Below are 13,388 nucleotides of genomic sequence, written 5' to 3'. Positions count from 1 at the left end.
ACAAGCCTTGGAAACATGGCGCTGAGCGTTAGTGGGACTGGCCTGGGGCCATCTTGCCGATCCGCCTCGGTGTGAGCGAAGGACGAGAGATGTCTGCCAGGTCAAGGCAAATACTTTCAAATCTCGCTGCAAGCCGCGCCATGCAAGGCTTTGCCGGTTATCCACTTGCCCACGGTTATTGTGGAACCGACTGTGGATAAGATGCGCATAACCGGCTGCGAGGCCTCTATTACAAGGCTTTGCGCAAGGTGGTTGTTTTTTGTTCAATTGTACAAGTCACTTGCTGGCGCCGGGCCACGCGGGCATGCTCTGTGGCCGGTGACCTTTACCTCAGGAGAAGAAGATGACTGATACCGTTTTTATTACTGGTGCCACTTCGGGTTTTGGCGAGGCCTGCGCCCGTCGTTTTGCCGATGCAGGTTGGTCGCTGGTGCTGACCGGGCGCCGTGAAGAGCGTCTCAACGCCTTGGCGGCTGAACTGTCGAAGAAGGTGCCGGTATTGCCGCTGGTGCTCGATGTGCGCGATCGCAAGGCTATGGAAGCGACTATCGGCAGCCTGCCCGCCGAGTTCGGCGACATCCGCGCATTGATCAACAACGCCGGCCTCGCCTTGGGGACCGATCCGGCGCCCAAGTGCGATCTGGACGACTGGGACACCATGGTCGACACCAACGTCAAAGGCCTGCTGTATGCCACGCGTTTGCTGTTGCCGCGTCTGATCGCCCACGGCAAGGGCGCGAGCATCGTCAACCTGGGTTCGGTGGCGGGTAACTATCCCTATCCGGGCAGCCACGTATATGGCGCGACCAAAGCGTTCGTGCGCCAGTTCTCGCTGAACCTGCGTAACGACCTGCAAGGCACCGGCGTGCGTGTCACCAATCTGGAGCCAGGCATGTGCGAGAGCGAGTTCTCGCTGGTGCGTTTCAATGGCGACCAGGCCAAGTACGACGCCACCTATGCCGGCGCCAACCCGATTCAGCCGCAGGACATCGCCGAGACCATTTTCTGGATCCTCAGCCAGCCAGCGCACATCAACATCAACTCGCTGGAAATCATGCCGGTGACGCAGTCGTGGGCCGGGTTTGCCGTGGAGCGGCCTGGCAAGGCGTGATCAGGCTCTCGATGTTGCGCTGACGCCATCGCCCTCTTCGCGAGCAAGCCTTGCTCCTGCACAGCATTAGTCGTACACCTGTGGGAGCGAGGCTTGCCCGCGACGGCGGCCGAGTGAACCGTCTCGCGACTTACTGCTGCAGCGCAGCCGCAATGCCCTGATAGCTGGTCGCCAGGTGATACGGCGTAGTCGACGGCATATCATGCCGGCTGATTTCGCCAGTACCGTCACGGCATTCGATCCAGCCTTGGCCGTGCAGGAAACGCTCGCGCAGCACGGCCAACTGAGCGGCGACCCGCTCTTGCGCATCGGGACGCAGCGTCAGCGCCCGCAGATACTCGGCTTGCGCCCAGATGCGCTGGGTGGCGTCACGTACGCTGCCATCGGGGTGCAGCATCGCCAGCACCGCGCCGTCCTTCACGCCGTGCACCTGAGCAAAGCCGAACGCCTGCTCCAGCGAGCGATGCAGCGGGCTGCCGCGCAGGATCGGCGATGCTCCCACCAGGTAATACCATTCGAACTGATGCCCAGGCTCGAACCAGTTATCCACAGCCCCCAGCGGCTTCTCCAGCATCAAGTTATTCACAGGCTCGACGAAGTGCTTGTGCATGGCGTTGGTCAGCGCCAGCAAGGCCGTGTGCACCTGCGCGTCGTCGCGCACCGACAGTGCGGCGAGAAAGGCCTCGGTCAGGTGCATCAGCGGATTCTGCAGCGGGCCCTCGCCCAAGCTGGCCCAGTCACGGGCCAGGCACGAGTCGTACAAGCCCTCGCTGGTGGCAAACTGCTCGAGGATCACTGTCAGCGCGCCGTCGAGTACCGAGGCCACGAACGGCTCGCGGATCTTGTCCCAGTAATGGGCGCAGGCGAACAGGATGAAGGCGTGGGTGTAGAGGTCCTTGCGGGTATCCAGTGGCTCGCCCTGGGCGTCGACGCTGTAGAACCAGCCGCCGTGTTCGGCATCGTGGAAGTGCCGCTGCAGCGAGCGGAACAGCAGCCCTGCGTGCTCATGGGCACCGGGATGCTGGCCGATCAGGCTGGAAAACACATACAGCTGGCGGGCGCAGGCCATGGCGCGATAGCGCTGCACGGGCAGGTGATGGTGCTCGGGGGTGAGCGCTTCATAGGGCAATGCCAGTTCGGCGTTCCAGCCGGGGCCGCTCCACATCGGGACGATGGTATGCATGAAATGGCGTTGCACATCGGCAAAGGCCGCGGTCATTTCAGGCGCAGCGGTAAATCCAGGAACATGGGGCATTGGCTAGAAGTCATCGCGTCGGGCAGGGATGGATGCGCGATATGGTAGCAGGGGTGGGGGGGCAGTACACGGATGGTTGAGTTGCGGTGATGCCGATGGCCCTTTCGCCGCCGAACGCGCAACCTCCCTCCCGCACAGTCGTCTGGTCCTGAGTCGTCCACCGGTGGAAGCACGGCTTGCCCGCGAAGCCTTTGAAGCTTCACGGGCAGAGCCGCTCCCGTAGAGGGATCAGGCAGCCAGCAGCCACACCCCGGCCAGCGCCGACAGTGCGCCCAGTACGCGCACCAGCGGCGCGGCGGCTTGCGGCAATACGCGCACCAGGCCGTATCCGGCGGCATGCAGCACGGCGGTAGCGGCCACGAAGCCCACCGCGTAGGTCCAAGGGCTGGACATTTCGGGCAGTTCAAGGCCGTGGGCAACGCCGTGGAACAGGGCGAACAGTGCGGTCGCCGTCACAGCCAGCACCAAGGGGGGACGCACTGCCAGCGCCACAGCCAGGCCCAGCGCCAGCACCGAGGCGGCGATGCCGCTTTCCAGTGCCGGCAGTTGCAGCCCTTCGAAACCCAGCACGCCGCCGATCAGCATGGTACCGACGAAGGTGCAGGGCAGTGCCCAGCGTGCCGCGCCTTGTTGTTGTGCAGCCCAAAGGCCGACGGCAATCATCGCCAGCAGGTGGTCCATACCGGTCAGCGGGTGGGCGATGCCGGCGATCAGGCCAGTGCCGTGGCCGGGGTGGGCGAAGGCGGCGGCGGGGGCCAGGAGTAGGGCCACAGCGGCCAGGACTTTTTTCAGGTTCATGTTCGGGCTTCCTTGATGAGCTTTGATTTGCGGTGTTGGGGCGGGCCCGTTCGCTTGCGACGCGTGCTCCCACAGCTTTACGCATGCTCTGTGGGAGGGCCGCGCGTGTGGCGGCGCAGGGATCACCGAATACTTAAGCGGCGCTCAGCAGCCCCTGGCGTTCGATGAAGGCGATGATGGTCTCCAGGCCCTGGCCGGTTTTCTGGTTGCTGAAGACGAAAGGTTTTTCACCGCGCATGCGTTTGGTATCGCTATCCATCATTTCCAGCGAGGCACCGACCAGTGGCGCCAGGTCGATCTTGTTGATCACCAGCAGATCGGATTTGCAGATACCCGGGCCGCCTTTGCGCGGCAGCTTGTCGCCCGCCGACACGTCGATCACATAGATGGTCAGGTCCGACAGTTCCGGGCTGAAGGTCGCCGACAGGTTGTCGCCGCCGGATTCCACCAGGATCAGGTCCAGGCCGGGGAAGCGCCGATTGAGTTGGTCCACCGCCTCGAGGTTGATGGACGCATCTTCGCGAATCGCGGTGTGCGGGCAGCCGCCGGTTTCGACGCCGATGATGCGCTCCGGCGCCAGGGCCTCGTTGCGCACCAGGAAATCCGCATCTTCACGGGTATAGATGTCGTTGGTGACCACGGCCAGGTTGTACCGCTCGCGCAGGGCCAGGCACAGGGCCAGAGTGAGGGCGGTCTTGCCGGAGCCGACCGGGCCGCCGATACCAACGCGCAGAGGCTGAGAGTTCATCGATATTCTCCTAGGAACGGAACAGGCGGCTGTATTGGCGTTCATGGGCCATGCTCGCCAGGGACAGGCCAAACGCGGCGCTGCCATAGTGTTGAGGGTCAAGGGTGGTGGCCAGCTGCTGGGCGCGCTGCAGGTGGGGCTGTAATTCGCTGGTCAATCGCTGCGCGGCCTGTTGGCCGAGCGGCAGGGTTTTCATCAGCACGGCCAGCTGGTTTTCCAGCCAGCTCCACAACCAGGCGGCGAGGGCATCGGCCGGTTCGATCTGCCAGGCGCGGGCAGCCAGTGCCCAGCCGAGGGCCAGATGTGGCTCGTCGGTGGCCTGCAGGAATTCGCGCGCAGGGTTGTCCAGCTCTGCAAGGCCGAGCAGCAATTGCTTGAGCGAATAGCCCATCTGCCGGCTTTCGAGCTGCAACTCGCGGGTTTCGCGGCTGGCGCGGTGTTGTTCGCAGAGCACCCGCAACTGCGCCCAGTCCTGATCGAGGGCGGCTTGGCAGTGGGCCAGCAGCAGCGGCGCTTCGAAACGGGCGAGGTTGAGCAGCAATTGATCGCTGATCCAACGGGCGGCGGCTTGCGGGCTGTTCACCCGGCCATCGTCGACGGCCATTTCCAGCCCTTGGGAATAGCTGTAGCCGCCAATCGGCAATTGCGGACTGGCCAGCCGCAGCAGGGCCCAGGCCGGATTCATTTACGCACGCCGAACTGATGCAGCTTGGGCGCGTAGTTGAAGTCTTCATCGCCATGACGTGAGTGATGATGGCCGCCGCCGTAGGCACCGTGCTCCGGTTGGAACGGTGCCTCCAGGGCGATGGTGGTGGCGCCGAGCTGTTCGAGCATGGCCTTGAGTACGTAATCGTCGAGCAGGCGCAGCCAGCCGTCGCCTACCTGCAGGGCAACGTGGCGATTGCCCAGATGGTAGGCGGCGCGGGTCAGTTCGAAGGCGTTGGCGCAGGTCACGTGCAGCAATTGCTCGGGGCGGGCCACCACTCGGACCACGCGGCCGTCTTCTGCCTCCAGGCATTCGCCGTCGTAGAGCGGTGGTTGGCCGCGTTCGAGGAACAACCCGACATCCTCGCCGTCGGCACTAAAACAGCGCAGGCGACTTTTGCTGCGGGCCTCGAAATTCAGGTGAATTTCAGCCGACCAGTCAGGTTTTTTTTCGATTCTGCGGTGGATAACCAACATTCAAAGGCTTCCAGCTAATTGCGGTGGCTATGACAGAGCAAGTGTCTTGCCAATCGAAGGCTAGCTCGAAAATGCTAGAAAAGCCGCGCCATGCGCGTGAATTAAGGGCGCTCAGGTGTTCCGATTTGGGGCCTGGGCCATAGTTGTGTTCGTTTTTGGTGCGTTACGGCCCATTCAGCTGCCTAACCCCTGCCAGTGGCGGGCGCCGACGAAGATGAAGCGTAGCTGCTGGATGATCTTGGCTTCAGGTGACAGATACGCGGGCAATGGGTGCGGCGGCGGATCGATCAGCTCGGGCAGGGTGGCGAATACCGATTTGACCACCAAGTCGGCCATTACCGACAACGAGGCGGCATCCAGATGCTGCCAGCGTGGCATCTGTCCGAGGTCCGCGGCGAGGTCCGAGCTGATGCCGTTGCGCAGGGTCGTCAGGGCCTGACGCACGGGGAGCGAGCCACCGTATTGCTCACGGGCGAGAAACAGGAATTGCGGGCGGTTGGCAGCCACGGCATCAAGAAAGATGCGCACCGAGGCGTCGGTAATGCCGCCAAGGATCAGTTCGTTATGCCGCACCAGGCGGATGGTGGCGCGAAAGGTTTCGCCCACTTCGCTGACCAGGGCGAGGCCGAGGTGGTCCATGTCTTCGAAATGCCGATAGAAGCCAGTGGGGACGATACCCGCCGCCTTGCTCACTTCGCGCAGGCTGATGCTGCCGAAACCTCGGCCGGACGCCATCAGTTGCCGTGCGGCTTCCAGAAGGGCCTGTCGGGTCTGCAATTTCTGTTCGGCGCGCGGGAGCATGGGCTGGCTGGCTTTCTGGGAGGGCAGCCTTGCACTTTAGCAAATCACTGGAAGGGGGGCGAACCTGAGATGCGGGAATGGCGCGGGATGGTGTTCAGTTAGCGACGTTTTGCGGACAAAACAAAAGCCCGGTGGGTTTGCCGGGCTTTTTTCGGGGCAGTCAAACTTAGCTCACTTGAGTCAGGTTACGCTCGGCACCGTCTTGAGCGACCGAGTTCAGCTGGCGATCAGCACCGTCTTGAGCGACCGAGTTCAGCTGGCGATCAGCACCGTCTTGAGCGACCGAGTTCAGCTGGCGATCAGCACCGTCTTGAGCGACCGAGTTCAGCTGGCGATCAGCACCGTCTTGAGCGACCGAGTTCAGCTGACGATCAGCACCGTCTTGAGCGACCGAGTTCAGCTGGCGATCAGCGCCGTCTTGAGCGACCGAGTTCAGCTGACGATCAGCACCGTCTTGAGCGACCGAGTTCAGCTGGCGATCAGCGCCGTCTTGAGCAACGGTGTTCAGCGAACGATCAGCACCGTCCTGCGCAATGGTGTAAGTGTGCGAAATCGAGGCAGCGCTGGTTTTCATCTGGCTCGACAGGTCTTGATGAGTGACCGGTGCAGCAAAAGCGTTTGCAGCCAGAATCGAGAGGGTCAGGGTAAGCAGCATTTGGCGTTTCATGATGGGTTGCTCCGGGGAAGGGCGTTAAGTTGTCTACGGAGCCAATACTACTCCCGAGAATTTGATATAAAAGTTCATAACAGCAATGGTAACAATCAACCAAATTGATTGTTTGCTGCAGGGCACGCCAATCAAGGGTTCCAGCCGATTGAAAACGCCCTGCTTCGGGGATTTTCCGACGCCGAACGCCTCATCATCGAGCGCGTTGATACATCGGAACATTCGATACCGGCTGCGAAAATCGAAACCCATGGGTCATTTATCAGTCACAGCCTATATAGCTAGAGCGCGCTCACACCTGAGTAGGCCGCTGTCATCAGGAGAAAGCCGCAATGTCGCGCACAGGAAAAATCATCAGCTGGACGCTAGCCACCCTCGCGGTACTGCTGGTCATTATCGCGGTGGTCATTGCCACCTTCGATTGGAACCGGCTCAAGCCGACCATCAACGAAAAGGTCTCGGCAGCCCTGCATCGACCGTTCGCCATCAATGGCAATCTGGCGGTGGTGTGGCAGCGCGAGCCCGAAGAGGGCGGCTGGCGTGCGTGGGTGCCGTGGCCGCACTTCGTGGCCGAGGACATCACCTTGGGCAACCCCGACTGGTCAAAAAACCCGCAAATGGCCGGCCTCAAGCGTATCGAGTTTCGCCTGGCGCCCTTGCCGCTGCTGGCCGAGCGCGTGGTCATTCCGCGTATCGACCTGACCGAACCTAGTGCGGATCTGCAGCGGCTGGCCGATGGTCGCGCCAACTGGACCTTCCAGTTCGACCCCAAGGATCCCAATGCCGAGCCCTCCAGTTGGGTGATCGACATCGGCGCCATTGGTTTCGACAAAGGTCATGTCACCTATAACGACGCCACGCTCAATGCGCAGATCGACGTCGTGATCGATCCACTCGGCAAGCCGATTCCCTACAGCGAAATTGCCGGCAACGGCGCGGCCAAGAAGGTCAGCGATCAGGGCGGCAGCGCTCAGGACTATGCGTTCGGGCTCAAGGTGGGAGGCCGCTACAAAGGCCAGGCACTGGATGCCACGGGCAAAATCGGCGGTTTGCTGGCGTTGCAGGATGCCGCCCAGCCGTTCCCGGTGCAGATGGATCTGAAGGTCGACCAAACCCGGATCGGCGTGGTTGGTACTCTGACCGACCCGCGCAACCTCGGCGCCCTGGACCTGCGCCTGCGTCTGGCCGGCAGCAGCCTGGGCAACCTTTATCCACTGACCGGCGTGACACTGCCGGATTCGCCGCCTTACTCCACCGACGGACACCTGATCGCCAAGCTGCACGAGGCGGGCGGGGCATCGTTCAAGTACGAAGGCTTCAACGGCAAGATCGGCGATAGCGATATTCACGGTGATCTGGGCTTCGTCGCCAGCCAGCCACGGCCGAGACTGAGCGGCGCGCTGGTCTCCAATCAACTGCTGTTCGCCGACCTCGCACCGCTGATCGGTGCCGACTCCAACGCCGAGCAGAAAGCTCGGGGCGGCGCCAGCAAGCAACCGACGGACAAAGTGTTGCCGGTCGAGCAATTCAAGACCGATCGCTGGGCGGCCATGGATGCCGATGTCGAGTTCACTGGCAAGCGCATCGTGCACAGCGAGAAGCTGCCGTTCACCGATCTTTATACCCATGTGATTCTCGACAACGGCCAGATCCGCCTCGAGCCGCTGCGCTTTGGCGTGGCGGGCGGCAAGCTGGACGCCCAGATCGATCTCAACGGCCGCACCACGCCGCTGCAAGGTCACGCCAAGGTCACCGCGCGCGGCTTCAAGCTCAAGCAATTGGCGCCTTCGTTCGCGCCGATGCAGACCAGTTTCGGCGAGCTAAACGGTGACGCTGATATCGCCGGTACCGGCAACTCGGTGGCCGCATTGCTGGGCAGCGCCAACGGCAATCTGAAGATGTTGATCAACGACGGCACCATCAGCCGCGACCTGATGGAAATCGCCGGCCTCAATGTCGGTAATTTCGTGGTCGGCAAGATTTTCGGCGACAAAGAAGTGAAGATCAACTGCGCCGCCGCCGACCTGGGCATCAAGGACGGCCTGGCCAAGCCCAACCTGTTCGTGTTCGATACCGAGAACGCGATCATCTATATCGATGGCACCGCCAACTTCAAGAGCGAGCAACTGGACATGAAGATCAGCCCGGAATCCAAAGGCTTCCGCTTGCTGTCGCTGCGCTCGCCGCTGTATGTGCGCGGGCCGTTCGCCAAGCCGGGAGCGGGCGTGCAGGCCGTGCCGCTGTTGCTGCGTGGCGCCGGGATGATTGCGCTGGGCGCGGTGGCAGGGCCGGCGGCAGGGCTGCTGGCCTTGGTAGCGCCGAGTGGCGGTAACGAGCCCAATCAGTGCACGCCGCTGCTGCAGCAGATGCGTGACGGCAAGGCGCCAAAGACGGTGTCGTCCAACTGAGTAGTCTGGGCGCATTGCCGATGTGCGAGCGGGCTTCTGCCCGCGAAGGCGTCCTTGGCGTCGACGCATGCCTCCAGTTGCACCGCGTCGCGTCAGTCCCGGTCAGAGCTCGGTTCTACAGGGGCGGTGCGACCGGGCAGGCACAAAAAAACCAGGCACTCGCCTGGTTTTTTTCGCCCCTGACATCACAGGCTGTTGTAGATATCCGCCATGTCATCAGCGTGCTCTTCTTCCTGAGCCAGGATGTCTTCGAAGATGCGGCGAGTGGTCGGGTCTTTCTCGCCGATGTACTGGATGATTTCGCGGTAGCTGTCGACGGCGATGCGCTCGGCCACCAAGTCTTCGTAAACCATCTCTTTAAGCGTGCTGCCTGCCACATATTGCGCGTGGGACAGGCCGCTGATCAGGTCAGGGTTGAATTCCGGCTCGCCGCCCAGCTGCACGATGCGCTCGGCCAGCTTGTCGGCATGTTCGGATTCCTGCTGCGCGTGCTCGAGGAATTCGTCGGCAGCGATGCTGGATTTCAGGCCGTTGGCCATGAAGTAGTGACGCTTGTAGCGCAGCACGCAGACCAGCTCGGTGGCCAGCGACTCGTTGAGCAAGCGGATGATTTCTTCGCGGTCGCCGCTATAGCCTTCAGTCACGGCGCCTTTGTCGACATTCACGCGCGCGCGTTCACGCAGGGTGTTCTTGTCGGTGAGTTGCAGATTAATGGTCATTATCTCTCTCCAGGCTGGATACGGTCGGATCACGGTGAGCGCCACACTCTCTACGCGCCATGGTGCAGGCGCCGGGTGTGGTCGATGCTTAAGGTGTGAGTGGCTGGCGCGGCGAAAGTTTTACCGAGTGCATCCAACGGCAACTTCAACGCGGCGCGCCAGCGCGGGAGGGCGTGTTACATGGCTTTCTGGTTGGTCGCATGCTGGGCGCAGGTCATGAAGCCTTTGCTGTCGACATGGCCGGTGCCGTCGAAGCTGACGTAATAGGCCTGCTGCTTGCCGTCGCGGTTAAGCACATAGTTGTTGCAGGTGCCGGCGGCCGAAGTGGCGGTGCCATCCTTTACCGTCGACGGCGACCCGCCGATGGCGATCACTTGCTGCATGGTCATGCCAGTCTCTACCTGCTTGACCAGCGGCTCGTTGCGGTAGGTGACGAAGTCCACGGGGTTTTCCGGGGTGGTCGAGCAGCCGGCCACGGATGCCAATACACAAAATGCTGCCAATGCTTGCTTGTACATAAAGGTCGCTCCTACGCGTGGCCGATAGTGGCCATGTAATATGTAGGGCCACGGCGCGGCGCCAGAGTTCGAAAAATCTTGCGCCGGGTTAAAGACTGGTGCGCCAGGTTTGCCTGCGAAAGAGATTTGTAAGCGAGTTTGTCTACACTCCAGGCTGAGGGCGCGCTATTCGCCGCGCCAAAAGGAGACCACTCCATGAAATGCTCGTATGTCGCGATGATCTTGACGGGGTTGATGATGGGTTCGCAGGCGTTCGCCGCGACCGCGCAGCAGGAGAAAATGAAGACCTGTAATGCCGATGCCAGCGCCAAGACACTCAAGGGCGATGAGCGCAAGAGCTTCATGAGCAGTTGCCTGAAAGCCGCGCCGGCACCGGCCGCCACCCAGCAGGACAAGATGAAGACCTGCAACGCCGACGCGACCACCCAGGCACTGAAAGGGGATGCGCGCAAGACGTTCATGAGTGGGTGTTTGAAGAAGAAGTGATCGTTTCGATAACGCTGGGCATGACTGACTGACGCCTTCGCGGGCAAGCCTCGCACCCACAGAGGTATGGCTCGACTCTGTGGATGCGAGGCTTACCCGCGAGGGGGCACCCCCGGGCAATACCGTACCCACTGGCTCTACAGCGCGAAGGCTGGCAGACTGCCCATCCCTTCACGCCGTTTGTCTTGAGGCTGTATGCCAACGTTCTCCCAGCGTCACGTATTGTTGGCCAGTCTAGTCATTGTCATGGGCGGGCTGTATCTGGTGCTGCCGTTGCGCTTGTTGCCCAGCCTGCTGGCCGGACTGCTGGTGTTCGAGCTGGTCAATATGCTCACCCCGCAACTGCAACGCCTGATCGCAGGGCGCCGCGCGCGCTGGCTGGCGGTGGCATTGCTGGGCACTCTGGTGGTCAGCGTGCTCGCGCTGATTTTTGCCGGCATCATCAGTTTCGTGCTGCACGAGGCGGAAAACCCCGGCGCTTCGTTGGACAAATTCATGGGCGTGGTCGATCGCGCACGCAGCCAGTTGCCGCCGTTCATCGACGCCTACCTGCCGGCCAGTGCCGCCGAGTTCCGTATCGCCATCAGCGGCTGGCTGGGCAAGCATCTCACCGATCTGCAGTTGATGGGCAAGGACGCTGCCCACACCTTCGTGACCCTGCTGATCGGCATGGTCCTGGGTGCCATCGTCGCCTTGCAGAACCTGCCCGATCCGACCCAGCGCAAGCCGTTGTCCGCCGCGCTGTTCGATCGCCTGTCGCTGCTGGTTCAGGCGTTTCGCAATATCGTTTTCGCGCAGATCAAGATCTCGCTGTTGAACACCGCGTTTACCGCGATCTTCCTGGCGGTGGTGCTGCCGTTGTGCGGGATCAAGTTGCCGCTGACCAAGACCCTGATCGTGCTGACGTTCCTGCTGGGGCTGCTGCCAGTGATCGGCAACCTGATGTCCAACGCGCTGATCACTATCGTCGGCCTGTCCTTGTCGATCTGGGTGGCGGTGGCGGCGCTGGGGTATCTGATCGTGATCCACAAGGTCGAGTATTTCCTCAACGCGCGGATCGTCGGCGGGCAGATCAGCGCCAAGGCGTGGGAGCTGCTGTTGGCGATGCTGGTGTTCGAGGCCGCGTTCGGGCTACCTGGGGTGGTGGCGGGGCCCATCTATTACGCGTATCTCAAGAGCGAGCTGCGATTGCAGGGATTGGTGTAACCCTCAAGGGCCTCTTCGCCGCCGAACGCGCACCCTTGCTCCCACAGATGTACACAGGTCCAGCCTTCACACCTGTGGGAGCAAGGCTTTCCCGCGAAGAGGCCCGCGAGAACGCCATCATCACCAAACCTTACATATCCCCATAACGCTTGCGCGCTTCGATCGCCAGGCCGCTGCCGATGCTGCCGAAGATGTTGCCTTCCACATGCCGCGCGTTGGGCAGCATCGCCGAGACGCTCTGGCGCAATGCCGGAATCCCGCTCGAACCACCGGTAAAGAACACCGTATCGACCTGGTCCACTCGCACGCCGGCTTTGTCCAGCAAGCTGGTGACACTGCCGCGCACCCGCTCCAGCAAGCCGTTGATCGACTGTTCGAACAGCGCTCGGGTGAGTTCGACGCTCAACTCCGGCTGAATGCGATCAAGGGCCACGAGGCGCTGGTCGCGTTCGGTGAGCTGGATCTTGGTTTCTTCGACTTCCATCGCCAGCCAGTGCCCGGCGCGCTGCTCGATCAGCTTGAACAACCGGTCGATGCCGTCGGTGTCCTGGATGTCGTAGCGCATGCTGCCCAGCGCCTGCTGGGACTTTTGCGAGTACACCGAGTTGATGGTGTGCCAGGTGGCCAGGTTGAGGTGCAGGCTGGTGGGCATGAACGCGCCGCTTTTCATGCGGCTGCCGTAGCCGAACAGCGGCATCACGCCTTGCAGGCTCAGCTGCTTGTCGAAGTCGGTACCGCCGATATGCACGCCGCCGGTGGCGAGGATGTCATCCTGGCGGTCATCGTGGTCGCGACGTTCAGGGCTCAGGCGTACCAGCGAGAAGTCCGAGGTACCCCCGCCGATGTCGACGATCAGCACCAGCTCTTCGCGCTCGATGGTCGACTCGTAGTCGAAGGCCGCAGCGATCGGCTCGTACTGGAACGAGACCTCGCTAAAGCCGATCTTGCGCGCCACTTCGGCCAGGGTATCTTCGGCCTCCTGATCGGCGAGCGGATCATCGTCGACGAAATGCACCGGGCGGCCTAGCACCACGGCGTCGAACGGGCGACCGGCGTTGGTTTCGGCGCGCTTCTTGAGTTCGCCGATGAACATCCCCAGCAGGTCCTTGAACGGCAGGGCGGTGCCCAGCACGCTGGTGTCATGCTTGATCAGCTTGGAACCGAGCAGGCTTTTGAGCGAGCGCATCAGGCGCCCTTCATAGCCTTCGAGGTACTCGTGCAGAGCCATGCGGCCATAGGCGGGACGGCGCTCCTCGAGGTTGAAAAAAACCACGGACGGCAGGGTGATCTTGCCGTCCTCCAGCGCGATCAGCGACTCCTCGCCAGGGCGATGCCAGCCGACGGTGGAGTTGGAGGTGCCGAAGTCGATGCCGCAGGCACGGGCCGGGGATACGTTTTTCATGTTGTCGAGGGTTCCGGTAAAAAACGGCCGCGCAGTGTATGCCAGTCGTTGACAGAATCGAAGGCCGAATATCCGTTATTTACCCGC

The 13,388-nt window shown here is 62.0% G+C and carries 14 protein-coding genes; 4 read left to right on the top strand and 10 right to left on the bottom strand.

The window, feature by feature from the left end:
• The first annotated feature begins 343 nt into the window (after positions 1-343).
• Complete coding sequence (locus REH34_RS13435; RefSeq protein ID WP_226505569.1) at positions 344-1,111, top strand: SDR family oxidoreductase; 768 nt, start codon at positions 344-346, stop codon at positions 1,109-1,111.
• Between the two features lie 130 nt (positions 1,112-1,241).
• On the opposite strand, the gene REH34_RS13430 is transcribed toward REH34_RS13435, so the two are convergent.
• The 7 genes from REH34_RS13430 to REH34_RS13400 form a co-directional block, all read right to left on the bottom strand.
• Positions 1,242-2,366, bottom strand: coding sequence for an AGE family epimerase/isomerase (locus REH34_RS13430; RefSeq protein ID WP_311971885.1), 1,125 nt, complete (start codon positions 2,364-2,366; stop codon positions 1,242-1,244).
• Between the two features lie 228 nt (positions 2,367-2,594).
• Positions 2,595-3,164 carry a HupE/UreJ family protein gene (locus REH34_RS13425; RefSeq protein ID WP_226505571.1) on the bottom strand — a complete coding sequence of 190 codons (570 nt, stop codon included), beginning with the start codon at positions 3,162-3,164 and terminating at the stop codon, positions 2,595-2,597.
• A 133-nt stretch (positions 3,165-3,297) separates the two neighbouring features.
• Positions 3,298-3,912: an urease accessory protein UreG gene (gene ureG / locus REH34_RS13420; RefSeq protein WP_226505572.1), complete on the bottom strand. Its 615-nt coding sequence runs from the start codon at positions 3,910-3,912 to the stop codon at positions 3,298-3,300.
• A 10-nt stretch (positions 3,913-3,922) separates the two neighbouring features.
• Positions 3,923-4,597, bottom strand: a complete 675-nt coding sequence (locus REH34_RS13415) for an urease accessory protein UreF (protein WP_311971884.1) — start codon at positions 4,595-4,597, stop codon at positions 3,923-3,925.
• Entirely contained in the window at positions 4,594-5,094 is a 501-nt protein-coding gene (gene ureE / locus REH34_RS13410; RefSeq protein WP_311971883.1) for an urease accessory protein UreE, read from the bottom strand. The genes REH34_RS13415 and ureE overlap by 4 nt, the downstream gene beginning before the upstream one ends.
• Positions 5,095-5,268: 174 nt before the next feature.
• A complete protein-coding gene (locus tag REH34_RS13405; protein WP_226505575.1) occupies positions 5,269-5,895 on the bottom strand; it encodes a TetR family transcriptional regulator in 627 nt (208 codons plus the stop codon).
• A gap of 166 nt (positions 5,896-6,061) precedes the next feature.
• Positions 6,062-6,562, bottom strand: a complete 501-nt coding sequence (locus tag REH34_RS13400; protein ID WP_311971882.1) for a hypothetical protein — start codon at positions 6,560-6,562, stop codon at positions 6,062-6,064.
• 332 nt (positions 6,563-6,894) lie between these two features.
• Here REH34_RS13400 and REH34_RS13395 point away from each other — a divergent pair, with 332 nt between their 5' ends.
• Positions 6,895-8,970, top strand: a complete 2,076-nt coding sequence (locus REH34_RS13395; RefSeq protein ID WP_311971881.1) for an AsmA family protein — start codon at positions 6,895-6,897, stop codon at positions 8,968-8,970.
• A 185-nt stretch (positions 8,971-9,155) separates the two neighbouring features.
• Here the strand turns inward: REH34_RS13395 and REH34_RS13390 are convergent, their stop codons facing one another.
• Together REH34_RS13390 and osmE are read right to left on the bottom strand one after the other, a co-directional pair.
• The gene (locus tag REH34_RS13390) at positions 9,156-9,689 is read right to left on the bottom strand and encodes a bacterioferritin (protein ID WP_226505578.1); all 534 of its coding nucleotides are present in this window, start codon (positions 9,687-9,689) and stop codon (positions 9,156-9,158) included.
• A gap of 176 nt (positions 9,690-9,865) precedes the next feature.
• Complete coding sequence (gene osmE, locus REH34_RS13385; protein ID WP_226505579.1) at positions 9,866-10,207, bottom strand: osmotically-inducible lipoprotein OsmE; 342 nt, start codon at positions 10,205-10,207, stop codon at positions 9,866-9,868.
• Positions 10,208-10,402: 195 nt separating this feature from the next.
• On the opposite strand from osmE, the gene REH34_RS13380 reads away from it, so the two are divergent.
• Together REH34_RS13380 and REH34_RS13375 are read left to right on the top strand one after the other, a co-directional pair.
• Entirely contained in the window at positions 10,403-10,693 is a 291-nt protein-coding gene (locus REH34_RS13380) for a PsiF family protein (protein WP_226505580.1), read from the top strand.
• A gap of 195 nt (positions 10,694-10,888) precedes the next feature.
• Entirely contained in the window at positions 10,889-11,899 is a 1,011-nt protein-coding gene (locus REH34_RS13375; protein ID WP_226505581.1) for an AI-2E family transporter, read from the top strand.
• 130 nt (positions 11,900-12,029) lie between these two features.
• Here the strand turns inward: REH34_RS13375 and REH34_RS13370 are convergent, their stop codons facing one another.
• A complete protein-coding gene (locus tag REH34_RS13370) occupies positions 12,030-13,301 on the bottom strand; it encodes an Hsp70 family protein (protein WP_311971880.1) in 1,272 nt (423 codons plus the stop codon).
• Positions 13,302-13,388 lie beyond the last annotated feature (87 nt).

Origin of the sequence: Pseudomonas baltica (assembly GCF_031880315.1) — a bacterium.
In the GTDB taxonomy this organism is placed as follows: Bacteria; Pseudomonadota; Gammaproteobacteria; order Pseudomonadales; family Pseudomonadaceae; genus Aquipseudomonas.
This window is presented reverse-complemented; position numbering and strand designations above follow the sequence as displayed.